This window comes from Klebsiella sp. 141198 (genome assembly GCF_050600785.1).
Taxonomy (GTDB): domain Bacteria; phylum Pseudomonadota; class Gammaproteobacteria; order Enterobacterales; family Enterobacteriaceae; genus Klebsiella; species Klebsiella aerogenes.
In genome coordinates, this window is the sequence record NZ_JAQIRM010000004.1 from 494,259 (window position 1) to 519,632 (window position 25,374).

The following is a 25,374-nucleotide window of genomic DNA, read 5'->3' on the forward strand; positions in this document are numbered from 1 at the left end:
ATAACGATATGTCACATCATGGCCTGCGTAGACGCATGCAATGGCCGGAGATAAACCATTCTCCGCCGTTCCAGGACAATGTGTGACCGAGGAGAGCATCATATGCAGGCGACAGCCAAAGAGTTCATCATTGCGCTGGATGAAGGCACCACCAACGCGAAAGCCGTGGTGCTGGACGGCAAAGGCAAAGTTAGCGTCAAGTTCTCGCAGCCGCTGGCGATCCAAACCCCTCGCGAAGGTTGGGTGGAACAATCCGGCGAGGCGCTGGTGGCGGCCTCGCTGGCGGTGATCGCCAAAGCGGTGGCTCACGTTGGCGCGGAAAACGTCGCGGCGCTGGCTATCAGCAATCAACGTGAAACCGCCATCGGCTGGTATCGCGCCAGCGGTGAACCGATTAACGCCGCCATCACCTGGCAATGCACCCGCAGCGCCGCGTTCTGCGACACCCTGCGTCGCGATCGTCAGGAACAGCACATTAAGCACGCCACCGGCCTGCCGATTGCGCCACTGTTTTCCGCCTCTAAAATGCGCTGGCTGCTGGACGCCACTCCCGACGGCTATCAGCTTGCCGAACGCGGCGAGATTTGCCTCGGCACTATCGACAGCTGGCTACTGTGGAATTTGACCGGCGGACAATCCTTCTTCTGCGATTACTCCAACGCCGCCCGCACCCAATTGCTGAATCTGCACCGCGGCGAGTGGGATGACGAGATGCTGACGCTGTTTGGTATTCCGCGCGCGGCGCTGCCGGAGATTAAACCGTCGAGCGGTCTGTTTGGCTACACCAAAGGGCTAACGGCGATCCCCGACGGTATCCCGGTGATGGCGATGATCGGCGACTCACACGCCGCGCTATTCGGCCACGCGCTTGGCGAAGCTGGCTGTGTGAAAGCCACCTACGGCACCGGCTCCTCGGTGATGGCGCCGGTCAAATCGGCCCAGTGCGATATTGCCGCTCTGGCGACCACCGTCGCCTGGCACGATGGCGACCAGCTGGTGTGGGGGCTGGAAGGCAACATTCCCCATACCGGCGATGCGGTAGCATGGATGGCGGACAGCACCGGACTGAGCGAACTCTCCGCCGCCGATCTGGCCCATGAGCTGAATACCCTGCCCGCCTCCGTCGATTCGACCTTAGGGGTCTACTTCGTACCGGCGCTGACCGGGCTCGGCGCCCCCTGGTGGGACGACAGCGCCCGCGGGGTGATCTGCGGTCTGAGCCGCGGCGTCAAGCGCGCGCACCTGATCCGCGCGGCGCTGGAATCCATTACCTATCAAATCGCCGACGTGGTGGCAGCGATGCGCCAGCACGCTGAATTCACCCTGACGGCGTTAATGGTCGACGGCGGCCCAACCAACAACGACTGGCTGATGCAATACCAGGCCGACCTGCTCGGCTGCCCGGTGATGCGCAGCGATATCCCGGAACTGTCCGCCATCGGCGCGGCGTTGCTGGCGCGAAAAGCCCTCACTCCGGGTGAAACCGCCGACCTGCAAGCCTTCTTAACCGAACACAGCGCTTTTCAACCCGACATGGCCCGCCACCAGCGCCTACAGCAGCGCTGGCAGGAGTGGCGCCATGCGGTAAACAGAACATTATGGAAACCGGATTCGCCGGCCTGATGCCCATCGGCGTCAGATTGGGCGACGAACCTTATTAACCCACTACAGGAGAACCCCGGCCCATAACGATGTATCGCAACCCCCGAATTTATTCTGGGGAAATTTCAGACCGTAAACCCTGCCCGCTCAGGGATCATTTGTTCGAATATAAAAATACAGGAACAGAGTCATGAAATTACGTTTAACTCTTTTAACCGCTGCGACCCTGACCGCCTTTTCCTTTGCCGCGCATAGCGCCGAAAAAGGCACCATTATGATAATGGTTAACTCGCTGGATAACCCTTATTACGCCTCGGAAGCCAAAGGCGCCAGCGAAAAAGCGCAGGCCCTCGGCTATAAAACGACCGTGCTCTCGCATGGCGAAGATGTGAAAAAGCAAAATGAGCTGATTGATACCGCCATTGGTAAAAAGGTGCAGGGGATTATTCTCGATAACGCCGACTCCACCGCCAGCGTCGCCGCCATTGAAAAAGCCAAAAAAGCGGGTATTCCGGTGGTATTAATTAACCGTGAAATTCCGGTTGATGATGTCGCGCTGGAACAAATTACCCACAATAACTTCCAGGCGGGTTCAGAAGTCGCCAACGTATTTGTTGAGAAAATGGCGGAAAAAGGCAAATACGCCGAACTGACCTGCAACCTCGCCGATAATAACTGCGTCACCCGTTCTAAATCCTTCCACCAGGTGATTGACCAGTACCCGGATATGGTCAGCGTGGCAAAACAGGATGCCAAAGGCACCCTGATCGACGGCAAACGCATTATGGATAGCATTCTCCAGGCTCACCCGGATGTCAAAGGGGTGATCTGCGGCAACGGCCCGGTGGCTCTTGGCGCCATCGCGGCGCTAAAAGCGGCCAATCGTAACGATGTGATCGTCGTCGGTATCGACGGTAGCAACGACGAACGCGATGCGGTGAAGGCAGGCACGCTACAGGCGACCGTGATGCTCCAGGCGCAGGCCATCGCCGCCCAGGGCGTGACCGATCTCGATAACTACCTGCAAAAAGGCGAAAAGCCGGCGAAGCAGCGCGTGATGTTCCGCGGCATTCTGATTACCCAGGATAACGCAGATAAAGTTCAGGACTTCAATATCAAGTCCTGAGTTCGGGTGGTTGCGCCCCTGCGGGGGCGCAGAGGAGAGCATTATGTATAAGAAAACCTGTCTGGCGCTGGCCGTTCTGGCGCTTGGCGGCTGCCGCATCGTCTCGCAGCAGGAGCTGGCAGACCTGAAATCCCCGCCCAATCCGCATATGGCGAACATCGATAAAACCTGGCAGCAGAGCATCGTGCCGCAGGTGGTCGCCAACGCCCGCCCGGCGGCGGAGTTGATGAGCGCGCTGAAGGCGCAAAAAGATATCGATAGCGCCTGCAAAGCGCTGGGCTACCGCGCCCAGGACGAAAACCCGTGCATCTTTTACGTCAAGGTGGCGGGCGCCGTCAGCAAGCTGGATAGCGCCTCGCGCAGCGGCAAGATGACCCTCGCCGATGACAGCATCGGTAATGTACTGGTGCAGATTGGCCCTACTCTGCGCGGCACCCTGCTGCGTGACGGTTATCGCGACGCCAGCTACCAGGACTTTAACGACCAGGTGCTGTTTGGCGAATACAGCAAAAATATTAACAGTCAGGCGGTCAAAATGATTCAGGCGGCCAACCTGAAAACCGGCGACAACGTAGAAGTGTATGGCGTCTTCTCGGCCTGGGATATTCCACAAACTATTCCGGAAATCACCCCGGCGAAAATCGTTCATCCGGGAGGTCAATAATATGACGCCGCAAGATATCGTCGCTCCCCAACCAGTCGAATCTGAAGTGATTATCGAAACCCGCGGCCTTTCGCGCATTTATCCCGGCGTGACCGCGCTGGATAACGTGAACTACCGGGTCTATCGAAATAAGGTTAACGTTCTGATCGGAGAAAATGGTGCGGGTAAATCCACCATGATGAAAATGCTTGCCGGCGTTGAAACGCCCTCCTCCGGTCAAATTATTCTCGATGGCGAGGCGGTGACTTTAAACTCTACCCATCAGGCAGAGAAAGTCGGCATCAGCATTATTTTCCAGGAACTGAATTTATTCCCCAATATGAATGTGATGGACAACATATTCATGGCTAATGAATTCTTTCAGAAAGGACGCATCAACGAAAAATATCAATATGCGTTAGCCAAATCGCTGCTGGAGCGGCTGGAGCTCGACGTCGATCCCTACACGCAACTGGGCGAACTGGGGATTGGCCATCAACAGCTGGTTGAAATCGCCCGTGCGCTATCGAAAGACACCCGCGTGCTGATTATGGATGAACCCACCTCGGCGCTGAGCCAGTCCGAGGTCAAAGTGCTGTTTAAGGTCATCGAGCAGCTTAAGCGCCGCGGCGTCACCATTATCTATATTTCGCATCGCCTCGAAGAGCTGATGGAGATTGGCGACAATATCACCATTTTCCGCGACGGTCGCTTTATCAGCGAGCGCAACGTCAGCGACGCCAGCGTGCCGTGGATCATCGAACAGATGGTCGGCGATAAGAAAAAGCACTTTGATTATCAGCCCGCGCCAAAAGGCAACGCGGTGCTTGACGTCAAGGGGCTGACCGCGCTGCATCCGAGCGGCGGCTACAAACTCAATGATGTCACCTTCACCCTCAGCAAAGGCGAAGTGATCGGCATTTACGGCCTGCTTGGCGCCGGGCGCACCGAGCTGTTTAAAGGGCTGGTCGGCCTGATGCCCTGTCAGAGCGGCGAGGTACATCTTAACGGCGAAAACATCGGCAAATCGCGCTTTCAACACCGCCTGAAAAAGGGGCTGGCGCTGGTGCCGGAAGACCGTCAGGGCGAAGGCGTGGTGCAGATGATGTCGATTCAATCCAACATGACGCTCTCTGATTTTAGTCTGCAGGGGTTTCGCCGCGCCTGGCGGTGGCTGAATCCGCAGAAAGAAGAGTCCTGCGTAAAAGAGATGATTCAGCAACTGGCGATCAAAGTGAGCGACGCCAATTTGCCCATCACCTCGTTGAGCGGCGGCAATCAACAAAAAGTGGTGTTGGGTAAGGCGCTGATGACCCAGCCGCAGGTGGTGTTCCTTGATGAACCGACGCGCGGTATCGACGTCGGCGCGAAAACCGACGTCTATCACCTGATCGGCAAAATGGCCCAGCAGGGGCTGGCGGTCATGTTCTCCTCTTCGGAGCTGGATGAAGTGATGGCGCTGGCCGACCGCATCCTGGTGATGGCCGATGGCCGCATTACCGCCGATTTACCGCGCCATGCGGTGACCCGCGAAAAGTTAATCGCGGCTTCAACACCTCAAGATTAATCAGGCTGGAATCCATCATGAACCAGAAATATATGATTTATATGTACCTGCTGAAGGCCAGAACCTTCATCGCCCTGCTGCTGGTGATCGCATTCTTCAGCGTGATGGTACCGAACTTCCTGACCGCCTCTAACCTGCTGATCATGACCCAGCACGTGGCGATTACCGGCCTGTTGGCCATCGGTATGACGCTTGTGATCCTCACCGGCGGCATTGACCTGTCCGTCGGTGCAGTGGCGGGTATCTGCGGGATGGTCGCGGGCGCGCTGCTGACCAACGGGCTACCGCTATGGAACGGCGACATCATCTTCTTTAACGTCCCTGAAGTGATCCTTTGCGTCGCGGTCTTCGGCGTGCTGGTAGGGCTGGTTAACGGCGCGGTGATTACCCGCTTCGGCGTCGCGCCGTTTATCTGTACCTTAGGGATGATGTACGTCGCCCGCGGCTCCGCCCTGCTGTTTAACAACGGCAGCACCTACCCGAACCTCAACGGTATGGAGGCGCTGGGCAACACCGGTTTCGCCACGCTGGGCTCCGGTACCCTGCTTGGGGTTTATCTGCCGATCTGGTTGATGATCGGCTTCCTGGTACTGGGCTACTGGCTGACGACTAAAACTCCGCTTGGTCGCTACATCTACGCTATCGGCGGCAACGAATCCGCCGCTCGCCTCGCCGGCGTACCGATCGTCAAAGCCAAAATTTTCGTCTACGCCTTCTCCGGCCTGTGCGCCGCCTTCGTCGGCTTGATCGTCGCCTCTCAGCTACAAACCGCCCACCCGATGACCGGCAACATGTTTGAGATGGACGCCATCGGTGCCACCGTGCTCGGCGGAACCGCGCTGGCAGGAGGCCGCGGTCGGGTGACCGGCTCGATTATCGGCGCCTTCGTGATCGTCTTCCTCGCCGACGGCATGGTGATGATGGGCGTTAGCGACTTCTGGCAGATGGTCATTAAGGGCCTGGTGATCGTCACCGCCGTTGTCGTCGACCAGTTCCAGCAGAAGCTGCAGAACAAAGTCATCCTGATGCGCCGCCATGAAGAGAAGCTGGCCGCCATCCCGCCGAACGGCGCCACCTCCAGCTAATCGGCAACCGTATACACGTATTCCGCCGGGCCTGGCGCCCGGCTTATCGAAAGGGAAAAAATATGCAACGAGATTTCCATAATAAAACGGTGGTTATCACCGGCGCTTGCCGCGGCATCGGTGCAGGTATTGCGGAACGTTTTGCCCGCGACGGCGCTAATCTGGTGATGGTCTCCAACGCCGAGCGCGTTCACGAAACCGCCGAAACGCTGCGTCAGCGTTATCAGGCGGATATTTTATCGCTGCAGGTCGATGTGACCGACGAAGCGCAGGTGCAGGCCCTGTATGAGCAGGCCGCCGCGCGCTTCGGCACCATTGACGTCTCCATTCAGAACGCCGGGGTGATCACCATTGATTACTACGATCGGATGCCAAAAGCCGATTTTGAAAAAGTGCTCGCGGTTAACACCACCGGCGTGTGGCTGTGCTGCCGCGAGGCCGCTAAATATATGGTGAAACAGAACCACGGCAGCCTGATTAACACCTCTTCCGGCCAGGGGCGTCAGGGCTTTATCTACACGCCGCACTACGCCGCCAGCAAAATGGGCGTGATCGGTATTACCCAAAGCCTGGCGCACGAGCTGGCGCCGTGGAACATCACCGTCAACGCCTTCTGCCCCGGCATTATTGAAAGCGAAATGTGGGATTACAACGATCGCGTGTGGGGAGAAATTCTCAGCACCGAGCAAAAGCGTTACGGCAAAGGCGAACTGATGGCGGAATGGGTCGAAGGGATCCCGATGAAGCGTGCCGGTAAGCCGGAAGACGTGGCCGGGCTGGTGGCCTTCCTCGCCTCCGACGATGCACGCTACCTCACCGGGCAGACCATCAATATCGATGGCGGTTTGATTATGTCCTGAACGCGGTAGCCCGGATAAGGCGCTACGCGCCGCCATCCGGGAAACCGGGCTCCCGACGTTCGACACTATTTTGAAGAGAGTAATCACTATGATCGGCAAAGACTTTGCACAACAGCTGTTTAACCTGCAGGAGCGCGTCGCTTTCGTGACCGGCGCCGGCAGCGGCATCGGCCAAACTATCGCCTGCGCGCTCGCCAGCGCCGGCGCGCGGGTGGTCTGTTTTGATCTTCGCGACGACGGCGGGCTGGCGGAAACGGTCAGCCATATTGAATCCATCGGCGGCCAGGCGTGTTCTTATACCGGCGATGTCCGCCAGCTTGCCGACCTGCGCGCCGGCGTTGCGCTGGCAAAAAGCCGCTTTGGCCGCCTCGATATCGCCGTCAACGCCGCCGGGATCGCCAACGCCAATCCGGCCCTGGAGATGGAAAGCGAGCAGTGGCAGCGGGTTATCGATATCAACCTCACCGGCGTATGGAACTCCTGCAAAGCAGAAGCGGAATTAATGCAGGAGTCTGGCGGCGGGTCGATTATCAATATCGCCTCGATGTCGGGGATTATCGTGAATCGCGGCCTCGATCAGGCGCATTACAACTGTTCGAAAGCCGGCGTTATCCATCTGTCGAAAAGCCTGGCCATGGAGTGGGTTGATAAAGGGATCCGCGTCAACGCCATCAGCCCAGGCTATACCGCCACGCCGATGAATACCCGCCCGGAGATGGTGCATCAGACCCGCGAGTTTGAAAGCCAGACCCCGATGCAGCGCATGGCGAAGGTAGAAGAGATGGCCGGCCCGGCGCTGTTCCTCGCCAGCGACGCCGCCTCATTCTGCACCGGCGTGGATCTGGTGGTCGACGGTGGGTTTGTCTGCTGGTAAAACCGGTCTTACCCCGGCTAACGATGCACAAGCCGGGGCGTTTTCTTCAGCCGTCTTGCACATCTATGCAGAGCACATGATGGATCATGAAGATGGCTCATGCAGTATTGAAATTAACTCTCTTTCACTCACTCAATGACTCTGGCAAAAATAGTCTTCAGCAACTGCAGACAATATGAATGCTACTGAATAATAAATCCAGATAAATCGCAAGGTCATTCTGGGAATGTGAAATACCTGCATTTTTATATCAGAACCCAGGGTGGAAAGAGACGATGACAGACTTTACCTTTACGATTAAACGTAGTCGTTTTGATGAACACTATAACCCGGCGGAAAATACGCGTATTACAACCAATTTTGCCAACCTGGCGCGGGGCGAAAACCGTCAGCAGAACCTGCGCAATGCGCTGGCAATGATTGATAATCGCTTTAATAACCTGGTGCAGTGGGATAATCCGCACGGCGACCGTTACTCCGTCGAACTCGATATTATTTCGGTCGAGATGAATATTACCGATAACGGCCACAATGCGGCATTCCCGGTGATTGAGATTCTGCAAACCAATATTATTGATAAAGCCACCAATACGCGTAGCGAAGGCATTGTAGGGAATAACTTCTCCTCTTATGTGCGCGATTATGATTTTAGCGTATTACTGCCGGAATATAATAAAGATAAAGCCACATTCAGCGTGCCGGAAAATTATGGCGTTCTGCATGGCAATATTTTCAAACATTTCATACGCTCTGCCGAATACCATGAATATTTTAAAAAGTCGCCGGTCATCTGCCTGAGCGTATCCAATAAGCATACCTACCGCCGGACCGGCAATCAGCACCCTATTCTCGGCGTCGAGTACCAGCAGGATGGCGTGGCGCTGACCGAGGCCTATTTCAATAAGATGGGCCTGCAGGTGCGTTACTTTATGCCGACCAATAGCGTAGCGCCGCTGGCCTTCTTCTGCGCGGGCGATCTGCTCTGCGATTACAGCAACCTTGAGCTTGCTAGTACCATTAGCACCATGGAAACCTTCCAGAAGATTTATCGCCCGGAAATTTATAACGCTAACTCCGCGGCCGGGCAGTGCTATCAGCCGAACCTGAATAATCAGGATCATTCGTTGACCCGGATTGTTTATGACCGCGAAGAGCGCAGCCGCCTGGCGATTGAACAGGGCAAATTTACCGAACAACAGTTTATTAAGCCGTACCAGCATATTCTTGAGCAATGGTCAGCTCATTACGCTCTCTAAATCATAAAAAAATAAAGGTCACCTGTATGAAAACATTGCTCCCGACATCCACCGCAGGCAGTTTACCGAAACCGACCTGGCTGGCGCAGCCCGAGACGCTGTGGTCACCGTGGAAATTACAGAATGAAGAGTTAGTACTAGGCAAACGCGATGCGCTGCGTTTATCTCTGGACGATCAGCTGCGCGCAGGCATTGATATCGTCAGCGATGGCGAGCAGACGCGTCAGCACTTTGTCACCACCTTTATTGAACATCTCAGCGGCGTCGATTTTGAGAAACGGCAAACGGTGAGAATTCGCAACCGCTATGACGCCAGCGTGCCGACCGTAGTCAGCGCCGTCGAACGCCAGCAGCCGGTGTTTGTGGAAGATGCAAAATACCTGCGTCAACTCACCAACAAACCGATTAAATGGGCCCTGCCTGGGCCAATGACGATGATCGATACCCTGTATGACAACCACTATAAAAGCCGTGAAAAACTGGCGTGGGAATTTGCCAAAATTCTCAACCAGGAAGCCCGGGAATTAGAGGCCGCCGGGGTAGATATTATTCAGTTTGATGAACCCGCATTTAACGTCTTTTTTGATGAAGTCAATGAATGGGGAATCGCCGCGCTGGAAAGAGCCGTTGAAGGTCTGAAATGCGAAACCGCCGTGCATATCTGCTATGGCTACGGTATTCAGGCCAATACCGACTGGAAAAAAACGCTCGGCTCCGAATGGCGCCAGTATGAAGAGGCGTTCCCGAAACTCCAAACCTCCTCTATCGATATTATTTCGTTGGAGTGTCATAACTCGCGCGTACCGATGGACCTGCTGGAGCTCATCCGCGGCAAGAAAGTGATGGTCGGAGCAATCGATGTGGCGACCAACGCCATTGAGACGCCAGAGGAGGTGGCCAGCACGCTACGCAAAGCCCTGCAGTTCGTCGACGCCGACAAGCTCTATCCATCAACCAACTGCGGCATGGCGCCGTTATCGCGTCAGGTCGCCAGCGGTAAGCTTCATGCGCTAAGCGCCGGGGCGGAAATCATTCGCCGGGAGCTGGCGGCGAAATAATCGCCGCCAGCCGTTCACTTCTGAAACAAGGCGTCATTGAAAACATGACGCCATATCAAAAGCGGGTTTACATCCCCGGAAACGTTACGCTATTCCCCGGCGCTTCCCTGTGTAGATGAATAAAGTTCAGGTGTCGCTCGTACTGGTCGAGAATATCGGTGATCACCTGCTCTTTGCTGTAATCCATCAGGTCATTGCCCTGGCTCCCCTCCAGCAGGAAAGTCTCAAGACGGTAGTAGGTCGATTTGCCGCTGCGCGCCCGATAGGTAAAACCAGGAATCGAGTACTGCTGCGGCCAAATCTGGTAGACGAAGTTTTGTTCGTCGCCCATATGCACCAGCAGATCGAGGTGACCAAGGTTATCGCCCTCTTCCGGCGGCAGGCTTTTCAGCTCAACGTAAGCGCCGCGCAGCTTCAACTCCTGCGCCACCTCTTCCATCGCCGGGAAGCACACCGTCTCCATCATCTGGCGGGTATAGCGCGTGCCGGGATAGTTCATTAAGCGTGACAAGCGCTTTTTCCAGCTCAGACGATCCTGTACGCCCAGCGGGCGCGGCGCAGTGTCGCGATTGGCGCTTTCGCGGCGATAATCTTCCACCTTCAATGACTTATATAACCCCGCCATCACGAAGAAAATCACAAAGCTGAACGGTAGCCCCATGATCACCGTCGCGTTCTGTAGCGCGGAGATGCCGTTAGTCATCAGCATACCGAGGGTCAACAGGCCAATCACCACCGACCAGAAGATGCGCAGCCAGTTCGGCGCATCGCTATTAATATCCTTCAGCTTCGAAGTGAAGTTGCCGAGCACCAGCGCGCCGGAGTCCGCTGAGGTGACGTAAAACAGCAGGCCGGTAATGGTGGCGACCGAGGCGCTAAAGGTAAACGCCGGATACTGCGCCAGCAGGTTATAGAAACCGCGCTCCGGGTGAGCGATGGCCTCGGCGGCAAAATCTGCATTGCCATGAATAATTTCATACAGCGCGCTATTGCCGAATACCGACAGCCACAGCAAGGTGAAGGTGAACGGAATAATTAAGGTACCGACCACAAACTGGCGAATGGTGCGCCCGCGCGAAATACGCGCCAGGAACAGGCCGACGAACGGTGACCACGCCACCCACCAGGCCCAGAAGAATAACGTCCAGTTATTCATCCATTCAACCGGGCGGTCGAAGGCAAAGCTGTTCAGCGTCATTCCCATAAAGCGATTGACGTAATCCCCGACGTTCAACACCAGCGCGTTGAGCAGGAACTCGGTATCGCCCATAAACAGAATGAATAAGATCAGCCCCAGCGCCAGTACCACGTTGAGCTCGGAAAGGATACGAATGCCCTTATCCACGCCGGAGGTCACCGAAATGGTGGCGATAATCACCGACAATACAATCAGCGCCGCCTTTGCGCCCAAGGAATCAGGAATATGGAACAGCACGCTCAGACCGTAATTGAGCTGCACCACGCCGATACCGAGGGTAGTGGCGATGCCGAAAATCGTACCGATCACCGCGGCGATATCGACGCTGTGGCCGATGGGGCCATTAATCTTTTTCCCGAAGATAGGATAGAGCGCGGAGCGGATGGTGAGCGGCAAATTATAACGATAGCTAAAGTATCCCAGCGCCATTCCCATCAGGGCGTACATCGACCAGCCGGTGAGGCCGTAGTGGAATAGCGTCCACACCATCGCCTGGCGTGCCGCTTCCATGGTCTGCCCCGCCCCTTCCGGCGGCTGCATATACTGCGTGACCGGTTCGGCGACCGAGAAGAACATCAGGTCGATGCCGATACCGGCGGCAAACAGCATCGCCGCCCAGCTCAGCACGCTGAACTCCGGCTTCGAGTGTTCCGGCCCCAGCTTCACCGAGCCAAAGCGCGAACAGGCAATACAGACGACGAACACGATATACAGCGTGGCGGCGAGTAAATAATACCAGCCGAAGGTTTTAGAAACCCAGTTCAGGGTACGGCCAATCCAGGCCGCGGAAAAATCGCTGAAGAAGATAGTCATCAGGGAAAACAACAAAATCAGTCCTGCGGAAGTGTAAAAAACCACCGGATTGATTTTGTCCTTTTCTCTGCTCGGCGAAAGGTCTGTCATCCATTCTCCTTACATTTATTGCAACTATTAAAAAGCAAATCGGCAACAATTAAGACACATTTTATATTGAACGTCCAATCAAAAACCGCTTTAATAGATAAACAAATCTGATGAATGGAGTCCGGGAAATGCCAAAACTGGGGATGCAATCGATACGTCAGCGGCAGCTGATCGACGCCACGCTGGCGGCGATTAATGAGGTCGGCATGCATGACGCCACCATCGCGCAGATCGCCCGCCGGGCGGGCGTATCGACGGGCATCATCAGCCACTATTTCAAGGATAAAAACGGACTGCTGGAAGCGACGATGCGCGACATCACCGGCCAGCTACGCCATGCGGTGTTACAGCGGCTGCGGGCGCTACCCGGCGCCAGCGCTGAACGGCGTCTGCGGGCTATCGTCGCCGGCAATTTCGATGACAGCCAGATAAGCGGCGCGGCGATGAAGGCCTGGCTCGCCTTCTGGGCCAGCAGTATGCACCAGCCGATGCTCTACCGCCTGCAGCAGGTCAGCAGCAAGCGTTTGTTATCGAATATCGTCTATGAGTTTCAGCGCCAGCTGCCGCGCGAGCAGGCGCAGGAAGCGGGCTATGGCCTGGCGGCGCTAATCGATGGCCTGTGGCTGCGTGCGGCGTTAAGCGGTAAACCGCTCGACAAAGCCCGCGCTGAGGCGCTCGCGGACCATTTCATCAGGCAGTATCTGCCACCGACTTCGCAATAATGGAGGAAAACATGTCCCGAATGGCCGAACAGCAGCTTTATATTCACGGCAAGTTTGTCGCCGCCACCAGCGGTAAAACTTTCGAGACCATCAACCCTGCCACTGGGGAAGTGCTGGCAACCGTCCAGGCCGCCGGGCGTGAAGACGTCGACCGTGCGGTAAAAAGCGCCCAACAGGGGCAAAAAGTCTGGGCGGCGATGAGCGCGATGGCGCGCTCGCGGATCCTGCGTAAAGCGGTTGATATTCTGCGCGAACGTAACGATGAGCTGGCGCGTCTGGAGACGCTCGATACCGGCAAACCGCTGAGCGAAACCGCCGCCGTCGATATCGTGACCGGCGCCGATGTACTGGAGTACTACGCCGGATTGATCCCGGCGCTGGAAGGCAGCCAGATCCCGCTGCGCGACAGTTCTTTTGTCTACACCCGCCGTGAACCGCTTGGCGTGGTCGCCGGTATCGGCGCCTGGAACTACCCGATCCAGATAGCGCTGTGGAAATCGGCCCCGGCGCTGGCCGCCGGTAACGCGATGATCTTTAAACCGAGCGAAGTCACTCCGCTCACCGCGCTGAAGCTGGCGGAAATCTACCGCGAAGCGGGTCTGCCGGAAGGGGTCTTCAACGTCCTGCCGGGGATCGGCGCCGAAACCGGCCAGTACCTGACCGAGCATCCGGATATCGCCAAAATCTCCTTCACCGGCGGCGTCGCCAGCGGCAAAAAAGTCATGGCCAACTCCGCCGCCTCTTCTTTAAAAGAGGTGACCATGGAGCTGGGCGGTAAATCACCGCTGATTATCGCGGAAGATGCCAACCTCGACCTCGCCGCCGATATCGCCATGATGGCCAATTTCTACAGCTCCGGTCAGGTCTGCACCAACGGCACCCGCGTGTTTGTGCCCGCGAAGTTTAAAGCCGAATTTGAACACAAGATCCTGCAGCGCGTGGGCCGTATCCGCGCCGGCGACCTGTTTGCCGACGATACCAACTTCGGCCCGCTGGTCAGCTTCCCGCATCGCCAGAATGTACTGCGCTATATCGAGAGCGGCAAAAGCGAAGGCGCTCGCCTGCTGTGCGGCGGCGATGTGCTGAAAGGCGAAGGCTTCGATAATGGCGCATGGGTCGCCCCGACGGTCTTCACCGACTGCACCGATGACATGACTATCGTACGCGAAGAGATCTTCGGACCGGTGATGTCGATTCTCAGCTATGACGACGAAGCGGAAGTGATTCGTCGCGCCAACGCCACCGAGTACGGCCTTGCCGCTGGCATCGTCACGCCGGATCTGAACCGCGCTCACCGCATCATCCACCAGTTGGAAGCGGGTATTTGCTGGATCAACAGCTGGGGCGAATCGCCGGCGGAAATGCCGGTCGGCGGCTATAAGCACTCCGGCATTGGCCGAGAAAACGGCGTGATGACGCTACAGAGCTATACCCAAGTGAAATCCATCCAGGTTGAGATGGGTCAGTTTCAATCCATATTTTAACCAGGAGGTCATTTTTGCAGTTTGACTACATCATTATTGGCGCCGGCTCCGCTGGCAACGTCCTCGCGACGCGTTTAACGGAAGATCCCAACACCACCGTCCTGCTGCTGGAAGCGGGCGGTCCGGATTACCGCTTTGATTTCCGCACCCAGATGCCCGCCGCGCTGGCTTTCCCGCTGCAGGGCAAACGCTACAACTGGGCCTATGAGACCGAACCGGAACCCTATATGAACAACCGCCGCATGGAGTGCGGACGCGGTAAAGGGCTCGGTGGATCCTCGCTGATTAACGGCATGTGTTACATCCGCGGCAACGCCATGGATCTTGATAACTGGGCCGCCGCGCCGGGGCTGGAACACTGGAGCTACCTCGACTGCCTGCCCTATTACCGGAAAGCGGAAACCCGCGACATCGGCCCTAACGACTATCACGGCGGCGACGGCCCGGTGAGCGTCGCTACGCCGAAACAGAATAATAATCCACTGTTCCATGCGATGGTGGAAGCCGGCGTGCAGGCGGGCTATCCGCGTACTGACGATCTCAACGGTTATCAGCAGGAAGGGTTTGGCCCGATGGATCGCACCGTGACGCCGCAGGGACGCCGCGCCAGCACCGCCCGCGGCTATCTCGATCAGGCCCGCAGCCGCGCGAACCTGACCATCCGCACCCACGCCATGACCGATCACATTATTTTTGACGGCAAACGCGCCGTCGGCGTCGAGTGGCTGGAAGGCGACAGCAGCGCGCCGTCGAAAGCAATGGCCAATAAAGAAGTGCTGCTGTGCGCCGGCGCCATCGCCTCGCCGCAAATTCTGCAGCGTTCCGGAGTCGGTAACCCAGAACTCCTGCGCCAGTTTGATATTCCGCTGGTCCACGCCCTGCCCGGCGTCGGTGAAAATCTGCAGGACCATCTTGAGATGTATCTGCAGTACGAGTGCAAAGAGCCGGTTTCGCTGTATCCGGCGCTACAGTGGTGGAATCAGCCGAAAATCGGCGCGGAATGGCTGTTCGGCGGCACCGGGATCGGCGCCAGCAACCAGTTTGAAGCGGGCGGATTTATCCGCAGCCGCGAGGAATTCGCCTGGCCGAATATTCAGTACCACTTCCTGCCGGTGGCGATTAACTACAATGGATCCAATGCGGTTAAAGAGCATGGTTTCCAGTGCCACGTTGGCTCGATGCGTTCACCAAGCCGCGGCCATGTGCGTCTGAAATCGCGCGACCCGCATGCTCATCCGGCAATCCTGTTTAACTATATGTCGAGCGAACAGGACTGGCAGGAGTTCCGCGACGCCATCCGTATTACCCGCGAAATCATGAACCAGCCGGCGCTGGATAAGTATCGCGGACGCGAAATCAGCCCTGGCGTTGAGTGCCAAAGCGATGCGGAGTTAGATGAGTTTGTGCGTAATCACGCCGAGACCGCGTTCCACCCGTGCGGCACCTGTAAAATGGGGTACGACGACATGGCGGTGGTTGACGGCGAAGGCCGCGTCCACGGCATGGAAGGATTACGTGTGGTCGACGCGTCGATTATGCCGCAGATTATTACTGGTAACCTGAACGCCACCACAATCATGATTGGCGAGAAGATGGCCGATGCCATTCGCGGGCGTCAGCCGTTACCGCGCAGCACCGCAGCGTACTATGTCGCCGGCGACGCGCCGGTTCGCCGCTAAACGAGCAGGTCCCCGGATTGCGCTGCGCTCATCCGGGCTACCAAATCGCACAACGTTGCAGCCCCGGTAAGCGACAGCGCTACCGGGGTTTTCTCATCCCGCCCGCACTCTCTGTGCTTCACCTATACTTGCAGTTTAAGCGGGACAGGAGAACGACGATGACGCTACCCGATTTTCACGTCTCAGCGCCTTTTACGCTTGGTATTGAGCTGGAGTTACAGGTCGTCAACCCGCCGGGATACGACCTCAGCCAGGATGCCTCCACGCTGATTGCCGATGTGCAGGATGAACTGACGGCGGGAGAGGCCAAACACGACATCACCGAAAGCATGCTGGAGATAGCGACCGGCATCTGTCGCGATATCAGCCACGCCACAACACAGCTCGGCGCCATCCATCAGGCGGTACAGCGCGCCGCACTCCGTCACCACCTGCAAATCTGCGGCGGCGGTTCGCACCCTTTCCACGCCTGGCAGCGTCAACAAATCAGCGATAACCCGCGCTATGTGAAAACCGTCGAGCACTTCGGCTATCTGGCAAAGCAGGCGACGGTGTTTGGCCAGCACGTCCACGTCGGCTGTCAAAACGGCGATGACGCCATCTATTTACTACACGGGCTGTCTCGCTTTGTACCGCACTTTATCGCCCTCAACGCCGCCTCGCCGTGGTTCGACAGCACCGACAGCCGCTTCGCCTGCTCGCGCCTGAACCGTTTCTCTTCCTATCCCGATAACGGGCCGATGCCGTGGGTAGAGAACTGGCAGGCCTTTCAGCGTTTATTCCGCCGCCTGAGCTACACCAGCATGATCGACAGCATGAAGGATCTGCACTGGGATATTCGCCCGAGCCCGGTTTTCGGTACCGTCGAAGTGCGGGTGATGGATACGCCGCTGACGATAGGCCAGGCGGTGAATATCGCCGGATTTATCCAGACGCTAGCCTGTTGGCTGTTAAGCGAACGGCCGTTTAAACATCAGCCGGAGGATTACCTCCTCTACCCTTTCAACCGCTATCAGGCCTGTCGTTACGGCCTCGACGGGGTGATAACCGATGTCTGGTCCGGCGAACAACAGAGCATCCGCGCGAACATTATTCAGTTAGCCGACCGATTGGCGCCCTTTGCCCATAAGGTGCACGCCAGCGCGGCGCTGGAATCGGTTGTGCGCCAGACCAGGTCCACCATCAGCGAAGCGCAGCAGATGCGCGAATTCATCGCCAACGGCGGTTCGCTGATCGGTCTGGTACAAAAGCACTGCGAGATTTGGGCGGCATAAGGAAGCGAAACGGGTATACTCGGCGCAGGATATTTAAAAGGATTGTTCATGTTATTACGCCGCCTGATCCCGCTTGCGCTTCTCCCCTTCACCGCCTTTACCCATGCAGCCTGTACTCTCACCGACCCAACGCTGATCTTGCAAAGCTATACGGTTAATCCGCAGCAAGAGCGCATCGTGATGTACTGGCAAAAGCAAAATGGCAAAGCCTGGGGATCGCTACACTCGCTGCTGTCCGATATCAATAAAGACGGCAGCGTCCAGATGGCGATGAACGGCGGGATATACGATAAAGCCTACGAACCGCTGGGTTTGTATATCGAAAATGGCAAGCAGATAAAGCCGCTCAACCGCGCCTCCGGCGGCGGCAACTTTTTCATTCGCCCCGGCGGCGTATTCTGGCTGAAGGGCCAGCGGGCGGGAATAACGCCTATCAATAAATTTAAGCCCTCGCCTGAGATAACCTACGCCGTGCAGTCTGGTCCGATGCTGATTGAAAACGGCGCCATTAACTGGCGGCTGAAGCCCTCCGCCAGCTCGCGTAAGCTGCGCAACGGCGTCGGCATTGATAAACAGGGACGGGTGGTATTTATGCTTAGCGAGCGCGAAACCAATTTCTACGATTTTGCCTGTTACGCGCAGTCCAAACTCCACGTGCGCCAGATGCTGTACCTCGACGGCACGATTTCAAAAATGTATCAAAAGGGCGGCGGCATACCGTGGCAGTATCACCCTTTCGTCACCATGATAACCGTAGAAAGAAAAAACCTGGCTAAATGAAAATGGCGCCCGCTCAATCCTGAAGGGGCGCCGGACGGTATCAAGCAGGTTTACGCAAACGGCGGGTCAGCCGCTTCTCGACTTCAACCACCAGGAACATGGCCACACCAATTACCAGAGTCACGAACCAGTAGCGCAGCGGTAGCGCTTCGGTGCCGAACATGTTCTGCATTAGCGGTACATAGATGATGACCAACTGCATCAGCAACAGAACGCCGGTCACCAACCAGATGCCTTTGTTGCGCAGCAATCCTTTGTTCAGGGAGAAGCTGTCGCTGCTGCGGCAGTTAATCATATAGACCCACTGCGCGGTCACCAACATCTGCAGCAGCACGGTGCGGATGAACTCGGCGCTGTGGCCGCGCGGCGCCAGCCAGGCTTCGAGAATAAAAGCGGCGACGGCAATCATCGAACCGACAAAGGCGACGCGCCAGACGGCAAACCCATCCATCACGTGCTGGCCGGTCTTACGCGGCGGGCGATTCATCACGTTGCGCTCGGCGGCTTCAAAGGCCAGGCCGAAGGAGAGCGTGGCCGAGGTCGCCATGTTCATCCACAAAATCAGCACCGGCGTCAGCGGAATAATATTGCCCGCCAGCAGCGCGATGATGATCAACAGCCCCTGCGCGAGGTTGGTCGGCATGATGAACAGGATGGTCTTTTTCAAGTTGTCATAGACGCGACGCCCCTCCTTCACCGAGCTGGCGATGGTAGCGAAGTTGTCGTCGGTGAGCACCATATCGGCGGCCTCTTTGGTCACCTCGGTCCCTTTAATGCCCATGGCGATGCCCACGTCGGCCTGGCGCAGCGCCGGGGCGTCGTTAACGCCGTCACCGGTCATGCCGACCACTTCGCCGCTATCCTGCAGCGCCTTGACCAGACGCAGTTTATGCTCCGGACTGGTACGGGCGAAAATATCAAACTCCACTGCAGCCTTCGCCAGCTCGGCATCATCCATATGCTCAAGCTGATAGCCGGTTATCGCCTGGCGGCTATTGGCGATCCCCAGCATCTGGCCGATGCTCATCGCCGTCTGCGGGTGGTCGCCGGTGATCATCTTCACGCGGATCCCGGCGGTCTGGCAGGCGTGGATCGCGTCAATCGCCTCCGGACGCGGCGGATCCATCATTCCGGCGATGCCGAGGAACACCAGCCCCTCACGCAGATCGTCGTGGCTCAGCGTAGTACTACCGACGGCTGCCGGTTTGCAGGCGGCGGCAACCATCCGTAACCCCTGGCGGGCAAAGCGCGCCATTTCGTCTTCCCAGTACTGACGGTCAAACGGCATTGGCCCCTGCTTGCTCATCTGCTGGCCGCACAGGGCGAAGATGACATCCGGCGCGCCGGTAATCAGCACCCGCTCCTCATCGCCAATCTGCTGATGGGTGGCCATATATTTATACTGCGAATCAAACGGAATCTTCGCCACCAGCCGGGTAACGAGGGGCGCCAACCGGGCTTTTGCCGCCAGCACCTTCAGCGCCCCTTCGGTCGGACCGCCGGTGATACCCCACAGACCACGCTCGTCCTGAACGATCTGGCTGTCGTTGCACAGATCGATGGTGCGCAGGTAGGTTTCCAGCACGCTACCCGGCTGGACCACCACCGGCTCGTCGCTGCCTTCCTGGAAAATGCGCCCCTGCGGCTCATAGCTATCGCCTTCTACGCGGTAGCAGCAGTCAGCGGTGATGACTGCTTTCACCGTCATTTCGTTCATGGTCAGGGTGCCGGTTTTGTCCGAGCACACCACGGTCATCGCGCCAAGCGTTTCAACCGTCGGCAGCTTACGGATAATCGCCCGCTTGCGCGCCATCGCCTGTACGCCGAGCGACAGGATAATCGAGATAATCGCCGGCAGGCCTTCCGGCACCGCCGCCACCGCGAGGCTAATCAGCGACAGCAGCAGCTCGCCCAGCGGAATATCGCGCAACGCAAGGCTGAAGAAGAACAGCGCCACCATCATCGCGAGAATGATGACAAAAATCGCTTTCCCCAGCTTATCCATCTGCACCAGCAGCGGAGTACGGTGCTTTTCAATAGCCGCCATCATCTGATTGATGTGGCCTAGCTCGGTCTCTTGACCGGTAGCGGTAACCACACCGACGCCGCTGCCGGCGCTGATAGTGGTGCCGGAGAAGACCATATTGGTGCGGTCGCCCAGCGGCAATTCCCCCTGTAGCGTCACGGTGGTTTTATCCACCACCGTCGACTCACCGGTGAGGATAGCCTCTTCTACCCGTAGATTGTGACTTTCAATCAGGCGCAGATCCGCCGGAACGCGATCGCCGGCGCGCAGAATAACAATATCGCCCGGCACCAGGTCACGGGTGGGAATCGTTTCATGCTTGCCGTTTCGCTGTACGCGGGCATCGCTGGAGAGCATGTTGCGGATCCCCTGCAGCGATTTTTCGGCATTGCTCTCCTGAATATGACCGATCAACGCATTAATGACGGTAACGCCGAGAATAACCAGAGTATCGACCCAGTGGCCCATCACCGCAGTAAGCGCGGCAGCGGCCAGCAGGACGTAAATCAGGACATCGTTGAAGTGGGCGAGAAAACGCAGCCATGCGGGTTTGCCTTTCTTTTCCGGCAGTGCGTTAGGGCCGTATGATTTCAGGCGACCGGCGGCTTCAGCGCTGCTAAGACCGTCGGCATGGCTCTTTTTTTGCGCCAGTACCGCCTCGACTGTTTGCTGATAAGCCTGCTGCGGCGCGCTGTCGCCCGAAGGCGTGATGTTGTGGGGATTAATCATCCTGGTCAAAATAAAGTTTCCTTTTAAATTCCGTGAATCGGAAAGCCTGAAATCATTTCTGGCCAATGAATTAATGCGTTTTGCGAGCAAGATCAAATTATCCAGCCACAACATTTATTTGCTCGCAAATTAAAAAATACATGGTAAGTTGGTTCTGAAAAACAAATATTACAGGGTATTTCTAAACCATTTATAAACGAGGTGAAACATGTTTGGAATCTACCGCGGACGCCGACTGGCGCTGTATGTCGCGTTGGCAATCATTATTGCCACAATAGTGGGATATAGTACCTATACTTTTGTAAAAATGCTGGGGTAATAAATGACGTTAATTTACATCCAGGTGAAATTAACTTAATCACAAATATTACCCAATAAATTAACAGAGGGTTTTTTATTAATAATATTAGAAATAATATGAATGACGTAAATCAATCAGCAGATAAAGCATATTGCGTTAACGGACTTTTTACCGGACAATATGTTTTTTAACTGACGATTAACATCATAATGAAACACCCGCTGGAAACGTTATTATCCGCCGCCGGCATTTTGCTGTTAGCCCTGATCTCATGCTTGCTGTTGCCGGCGCCCTCGCTCGGCCTGACGCTGGCGCAAAAGCTAGTCACATCCTTCCACCTGATGGATCTCAACCAGCTCTATACTTTGATCTTCTGCCTGTGGTTCTTAGCGCTGGGGGTAGTTGAGTATCTGGTATTGCGCTGGATATGGCGCCGCTGGTTCTCGCTGGCAGATTAAGCCGCAAGCGAGCAAAAAAAAGCCCGCCGAAGAGGCGGACTGGTATGCGACCGGCGCTCAATGCGCGCGACTGTGGTTCTCTTTGCGATACGCGCCCGGCGGCTGATTGAAAGTACGGGTAAAGATGCGGGTAAAGGTTTGCTGAGAATCAAAGCCGTATTTCAGGCAGATATCATAAACCCGCTGGTCGGTATCTCGCAGGTCGCGCGCCGCCAGCAGCAGTTTACGCTCGCGAATGTAGCGCCCGAGACTTTCCCCTTTGTACTGTAAAAACAGCCGTTGCAGATGCCATTTTGAGTATCCGGCATGGCGCGCAATATCATCAATTCGCAGCGGTTGATGCAGATTGTCATCAATCCATTCCACGATAGTGTCAATCACCTGAGCGGATATATTCATATCTCTTCTCTCCTCCTGAACCACTCTGGCGGTTAGCGCCACCAGGCGTTAAATGATTGTGTCTTATCAGCGACCCACACCGGTTCGCCCAGCATTGGCGTGACTAAACGCCACTCACGTCCTTCACTGGCTGCCGCCAGCCGCTGGTACGGATCGTCCCAGCTGTGTTTTGCCAGCACAAAGCGTCCGGCATGCCCCGGTAATACCGACCGGGCGCGTAAATCATCGGCGGCCTGCGCCGTTTCTTCCGGCATCATGTGGATGTATTTCCAGTCCTGGTCATATTGACCGTTTTCCATGATTGCCAGGTCGATGGGACCAAACTGCTCGCCAATGGCCTTAAAATGCGGGCCATAGCCGCTATCGCCGCTGTAATAAATCTTTTGCTGCGGGGTGACGAACAGGAAGCTGGCCCACAAGGTTTGGTTGCGTTTCAACCCGCGGCCGGAAAAATGGCGAGCCGGCAGCGCGTGTACGGTCAGTTCATCGCTGATTTTTACCGCCTGGTTCCAGTCCATTTCATCAATGATCGCCGCATCCATTCCCCAGTAGCGCAGATGCGAGCCGACGCCGAGCGGCGTCACCACGCGTTTAACTTTCGGCATCAGCGCTTTGATGGTGGCGTAGTCGAGATGGTCGTAGTGATCGTGGGAGATAATCAGCAGATCGATTTCCGGCATCCGCTGCGCGTTCCACGGATAATCACCGGGGAAAGCCTTATTGATGAAAGAGAACGGCGCGGCGTAATCGCTAAATACCGGGTCGATCAGGATACGTTTACCCGCCAGCTGCAGATACCACGATGAGTGACCGAGCCAGACCATCACGTCTTCACCAGAAGGTAGATCGGCAAGATCGGTATTCACCAGCGGCAACGGCTGCTGCGGGCGCGCGTTCTCTCGCTTCGTGACCAGAAAATCCCACCACGCGGCCAGCATGTTTTTCTGCCCGGTGAATCCCGGCGTCGGCAGTTGGTTATGGAACTGGCCGTCACGGTAGTTCGGCGACTGTTCGACAAGACTGAGCTGCGCACCCTGCGGCGCTTTGCCAAAACCGGCATTGAGAACAAACGGCAATGTCGTTGCTGCTGCTAATAACATAATGGCGACCACGCTAAAGGTGACACGGTTCATATCCTGACCAGACAAAAGCCCCATCCAGGGGACTTTATGATATAACTTGATTATGAGTGAGTAAGCACTCATTATTAGGAAGGAGTAGAAAATCGTCAAGACTATTTTCAATTTTTGACATCTGGCGTTGCAGTTGTGCGGTCCGCCGTGATTAGATCGAGGTTTAACTTTCAGCGAGGTAAAATGTAGTGGCTCGTCCTAAGAGTGAAGATAAAAAACAAGCGTTACTGGAAGCCGCCACGGCCGCTTTCGCCCAGTCCGGCATTGCCGCTTCAACATCGGCGATAGCCCGCAGCGCGGGGGTTGCTGAAGGAACGCTGTTTCGCTATTTCGCCACTAAAGATGAGTTGCTCAACGAGTTATACCTCGCCATTAAGATGCGCTTAGTACAGACGATGATCGACGGGCTCAATCCTGACGAAAAGCGCCCGAAAGAGAACGCGCGCAACATCTGGAACAGCTATATCGACTGGGGGATGCGTAACCCTATGGAATACCGCGCCATTCGCCGCATGGCATTGAGCGAACGCATCACCGATGAAACCCGCAGCCAGGTCAAAGAGAGTTTTCCCGAGCTGAACGAGATGTGTCAGCTGTCGGTGAAAGCGGTTTTCCTTAGCGACGCCTATCGCGCCTTCGGCGATGCCCTGTTCCTGTCGCTGGCCGAAACCACCATCGAGTTCGCCAGCCACGACCCGCAGCGCGCCCGCGAAATTATCGCCCTCGGTTTTGAGGCTATGTGGAATGCGCTGCATGAGAATGAGCATTAATGGATAACGAAGCGCTACACCATCAAGCGCAGCGTATCGCGCTGACCTACCCTTTTACCGAACACTGCTGGCCGTTTGGCCCAGAGTATGACGTGTTTAAAGTCGGCGGGAGGATTTTCATGCTGACCATGACCCTTCGCGGGCGGGCGATCGTTAACCTGAAGGCCGATCCGCAAAAATCGCTGCTCAATCAGCAAATTTACCGCAGTATCGAGTCGGGCTATCACATGAACAAAAAGCACTGGATCACCGTGGTGCCGGGCAAGGATATCAGCGAGGATTTACTTGCCGAGCTTATTGATGACTCGTGGAATCTGGTGGTGGATAAGCTGGCGAAAAAAGACCAACGTCGGCTACGTCCCGGCTGATTTTCAAATAAATGCGATAAGTGTTATCGCATTTTTCACTCTTATCATTTCCCGCGCATCGCTGTACTCTTCCTCCCACGAAATGTGCCCGTAAGGGGCTGAAAATTGTGAGGAAGAGTCATGGATATTATCTCAGTTGCCTTAAAACGTTACTCTACTAAGGCTTTCGATCCGGCGAAAAAACTGACGGCCGAACAGGCGGAAAACCTGAAAACGCTACTGCAATATAGCCCGTCGAGCACCAACTCCCAGCCGTGGCACTTTATCGTCGCCAGCAGCGATGAAGGGAAAGCCCGCGTCGCGAAAGCGGCCAGCGGCACCTACGTGTTCAACGAACGTAAAATCCTCGACGCTTCCCACGTTGTCGTGTTCTGTGCGAAAACCGCGATGGACGATGCGTGGCTGGAAAAAGTCGTTGATCAGGAAGATGCCGATGGCCGTTTTGCCACTCCGGAAGCCAAAGCCGGTAACCACAAAGGCCGCACCTTCTTTGCCGATATGCACCGCAAAGAGCTGAAAGATGACGATCAGTGGATGGCGAAGCAGGTTTATCTTAACGTGGGCAACTTCCTGCTCGGCGTGGCGGCAATGGGTCTGGATGCGGTGCCGATCGAAGGCGTCGATTTCGCCATCCTCGACGAAGAGTTTGGCCTGAAAGCGCAAGGTTATACCAGCGTAGTCGTGGTGCCGGTCGGTCATCACAGCGTGGAGGACTTCAACGCCGCACTGCCGAAATCCCGCCTGCCGCAGTCTACCACCATCACAGAGATCTAATCTCCGCGCGCTGCCCTCCCCGGATGGCGGCGCTTTGCGCCTTATCCGGGCTACCTCCGTTACAACCGCATCAATGCTGACTGAAACTGCTGGTGTTGGTGGCCTCAAAATCGCTGAGACGTTCCCGGAAGGCCGGGGCAGCCCGCATGGATGCGGGCTGAGGGCCGTGATTTGCAAGGACGCTGCCTCGGCCCGACCCGAAGCCTGCAGGGATAAGTCGAAGGTACCACGAAGTGGCGATTTTGGCGGCCAGAGCCCGGGAGTACAGAGGGCGGCGGCGACTGGCCGCCCTCTGTGCGCTCCCT

At 56.4% G+C, this 25,374-nt stretch carries 22 protein-coding genes; 18 read left to right on the top strand and 4 right to left on the bottom strand.

Translation table 11 applies throughout. The annotated features are described in order from the left end of the window. Nucleotides 1–102: 102 nt before the first annotated feature. From PGR10_RS16270 to PGR10_RS16310, 9 genes are all read left to right on the top strand, one after another. Nucleotides 103–1,623 (top strand): FGGY family carbohydrate kinase, encoded by a 1,521-nt coding sequence (locus PGR10_RS16270; RefSeq protein ID WP_430923780.1) that lies wholly within the window; start codon nt 103–105, stop codon nt 1,621–1,623. 169 nt (nt 1,624–1,792) lie between these two features. Next, entirely contained in the window at nt 1,793–2,728 is a 936-nt protein-coding gene (locus PGR10_RS16275; RefSeq protein ID WP_015367786.1) for a D-ribose ABC transporter substrate-binding protein, read from the top strand. 43 nt (nt 2,729–2,771) lie between these two features. After that, entirely contained in the window at nt 2,772–3,392 is a 621-nt protein-coding gene (locus PGR10_RS16280; RefSeq protein WP_430923781.1) for a DUF2291 family protein, read from the top strand. A 1-nt stretch (nt 3,393) separates the two neighbouring features. Further along, on the top strand, nt 3,394–4,938 hold the full coding sequence (locus PGR10_RS16285; protein WP_087860279.1) for a sugar ABC transporter ATP-binding protein: 1,545 nt from the start codon (nt 3,394–3,396) through the stop codon (nt 4,936–4,938). 17 nt (nt 4,939–4,955) lie between these two features. After that, nucleotides 4,956–6,023 (top strand): ABC transporter permease, encoded by a 1,068-nt coding sequence (locus PGR10_RS16290; protein WP_015367789.1) that lies wholly within the window; start codon nt 4,956–4,958, stop codon nt 6,021–6,023. 62 nt (nt 6,024–6,085) lie between these two features. Next, complete coding sequence (locus PGR10_RS16295; RefSeq protein WP_087860280.1) at nt 6,086–6,883, top strand: SDR family oxidoreductase; 798 nt, start codon at nt 6,086–6,088, stop codon at nt 6,881–6,883. Between the two features lie 88 nt (nt 6,884–6,971). Then, on the top strand, nt 6,972–7,757 hold the full coding sequence (locus tag PGR10_RS16300) for an SDR family oxidoreductase (protein ID WP_087860281.1): 786 nt from the start codon (nt 6,972–6,974) through the stop codon (nt 7,755–7,757). Nucleotides 7,758–8,032: 275 nt separating this feature from the next. Next, nucleotides 8,033–9,013 (top strand): DUF1852 domain-containing protein, encoded by a 981-nt coding sequence (locus PGR10_RS16305; protein WP_430923782.1) that lies wholly within the window; start codon nt 8,033–8,035, stop codon nt 9,011–9,013. A 26-nt stretch (nt 9,014–9,039) separates the two neighbouring features. Beyond that, nucleotides 9,040–10,071, top strand: a complete 1,032-nt coding sequence (locus PGR10_RS16310; RefSeq protein WP_430923783.1) for a methionine synthase — start codon at nt 9,040–9,042, stop codon at nt 10,069–10,071. 67 nt (nt 10,072–10,138) lie between these two features. Here the strand turns inward: PGR10_RS16310 and betT are convergent, their stop codons facing one another. Then, nucleotides 10,139–12,172 carry a choline BCCT transporter BetT gene (gene betT / locus PGR10_RS16315; protein ID WP_015704693.1) on the bottom strand — a complete coding sequence of 678 codons (2,034 nt, stop codon included), beginning with the start codon at nt 12,170–12,172 and terminating at the stop codon, nt 10,139–10,141. Between the two features lie 128 nt (nt 12,173–12,300). Between betT and betI the strand changes: the two genes are divergently transcribed. From betI to PGR10_RS16340, 5 genes are all read left to right on the top strand, one after another. Next, nucleotides 12,301–12,894 carry a transcriptional regulator BetI gene (betI, locus tag PGR10_RS16320; RefSeq protein WP_045392822.1) on the top strand — a complete coding sequence of 198 codons (594 nt, stop codon included), beginning with the start codon at nt 12,301–12,303 and terminating at the stop codon, nt 12,892–12,894. Between the two features lie 11 nt (nt 12,895–12,905). After that, entirely contained in the window at nt 12,906–14,378 is a 1,473-nt protein-coding gene (gene betB, locus PGR10_RS16325; RefSeq protein WP_430923784.1) for a betaine-aldehyde dehydrogenase, read from the top strand. A gap of 14 nt (nt 14,379–14,392) precedes the next feature. Continuing rightward, nucleotides 14,393–16,057, top strand: coding sequence for a choline dehydrogenase (betA, locus tag PGR10_RS16330; protein ID WP_032714033.1), 1,665 nt, complete (start codon nt 14,393–14,395; stop codon nt 16,055–16,057). Between the two features lie 158 nt (nt 16,058–16,215). Further along, entirely contained in the window at nt 16,216–17,331 is a 1,116-nt protein-coding gene (locus PGR10_RS16335) for a YbdK family carboxylate-amine ligase (protein ID WP_430923785.1), read from the top strand. A gap of 48 nt (nt 17,332–17,379) precedes the next feature. After that, nucleotides 17,380–18,111, top strand: coding sequence for a phosphodiester glycosidase family protein (locus PGR10_RS16340; protein WP_430923786.1), 732 nt, complete (start codon nt 17,380–17,382; stop codon nt 18,109–18,111). Between the two features lie 40 nt (nt 18,112–18,151). Here PGR10_RS16340 and PGR10_RS16345 read toward each other — a convergent pair whose 3' ends face one another. Next, entirely contained in the window at nt 18,152–20,875 is a 2,724-nt protein-coding gene (locus PGR10_RS16345; RefSeq protein ID WP_430923787.1) for a cation-transporting P-type ATPase, read from the bottom strand. Nucleotides 20,876–21,376: 501 nt separating this feature from the next. On the opposite strand from PGR10_RS16345, the gene PGR10_RS16350 reads away from it, so the two are divergent. Beyond that, on the top strand, nt 21,377–21,625 hold the full coding sequence (locus PGR10_RS16350; RefSeq protein WP_015367805.1) for a DUF1158 domain-containing protein: 249 nt from the start codon (nt 21,377–21,379) through the stop codon (nt 21,623–21,625). A 57-nt stretch (nt 21,626–21,682) separates the two neighbouring features. Here PGR10_RS16350 and PGR10_RS16355 read toward each other — a convergent pair whose 3' ends face one another. Both PGR10_RS16355 and PGR10_RS16360 read right to left on the bottom strand, forming a co-directional pair. Continuing rightward, entirely contained in the window at nt 21,683–22,024 is a 342-nt protein-coding gene (locus tag PGR10_RS16355; protein ID WP_015367806.1) for a RamA family antibiotic efflux transcriptional regulator, read from the bottom strand. Between the two features lie 32 nt (nt 22,025–22,056). Continuing rightward, the gene (locus tag PGR10_RS16360; protein ID WP_430923788.1) at nt 22,057–23,172 is read right to left on the bottom strand and encodes an MBL fold metallo-hydrolase; all 1,116 of its coding nucleotides are present in this window, start codon (nt 23,170–23,172) and stop codon (nt 22,057–22,059) included. A gap of 173 nt (nt 23,173–23,345) precedes the next feature. Here PGR10_RS16360 and PGR10_RS16365 point away from each other — a divergent pair, with 173 nt between their 5' ends. The 3 genes from PGR10_RS16365 (at nt 23,346) to nfsB (ending at nt 25,069) form a co-directional block, all read left to right on the top strand. Next, nucleotides 23,346–23,927, top strand: a complete 582-nt coding sequence (locus tag PGR10_RS16365; protein ID WP_087860289.1) for a TetR/AcrR family transcriptional regulator — start codon at nt 23,346–23,348, stop codon at nt 23,925–23,927. Next, nucleotides 23,927–24,295, top strand: coding sequence for an MmcQ/YjbR family DNA-binding protein (locus PGR10_RS16370; RefSeq protein ID WP_430923789.1), 369 nt, complete (start codon nt 23,927–23,929; stop codon nt 24,293–24,295). The genes PGR10_RS16365 and PGR10_RS16370 overlap by 1 nt, the downstream gene beginning before the upstream one ends. Nucleotides 24,296–24,415: 120 nt before the next feature. Further along, entirely contained in the window at nt 24,416–25,069 is a 654-nt protein-coding gene (gene nfsB / locus PGR10_RS16375) for an oxygen-insensitive NAD(P)H nitroreductase (RefSeq protein WP_015367810.1), read from the top strand. Nucleotides 25,070–25,374: the final 305 nt, after the last annotated feature.